Annotated in this window: 1 protein-coding gene; it reads right to left on the bottom strand. The window is 37.5% G+C overall.

The window, feature by feature from the left end:
- Nucleotides 1-84: 84 nt before the first annotated feature.
- Nucleotides 85-299 (bottom strand): hypothetical protein (locus AWW78_RS10580; RefSeq protein WP_218059850.1); only part of this gene is annotated, 215 nt, incomplete at its 5' end.

Here is a 299-nt window from a genome sequence, read left to right on the forward strand (position 1 = left end):
GACAAATTCAACTTGGAACTAGAATTAGTTTCTAATCACCGATAATTTACTACCCCCTCTTTTTTAGAAAAGAGGGGGTAGTTTTTAGCTTACTTTATAATCCGTTAGTTCACGCCTTATTCCTTTTTCAGAACCGGTTGCAGGGGTTTCATGCTTAACTGGTCCAATACCTGGGGAAAACCAAATATAATTTTTTGAAGTAAAGCTTGCAACTGTAACTCCGCCAACACTTACAGAACCCGTCATAAGTGCCTCAAATTTATACGAATCATATTTGCCAGCTGGTAGTTGAATTTGTT

This window comes from Candidatus Kryptonium thompsonii, assembly GCF_001535985.1.
GTDB classification, from domain to species: Bacteria; Bacteroidota; Ignavibacteria; order Kryptoniales; family Kryptoniaceae; genus Kryptonium; species Kryptonium thompsonii.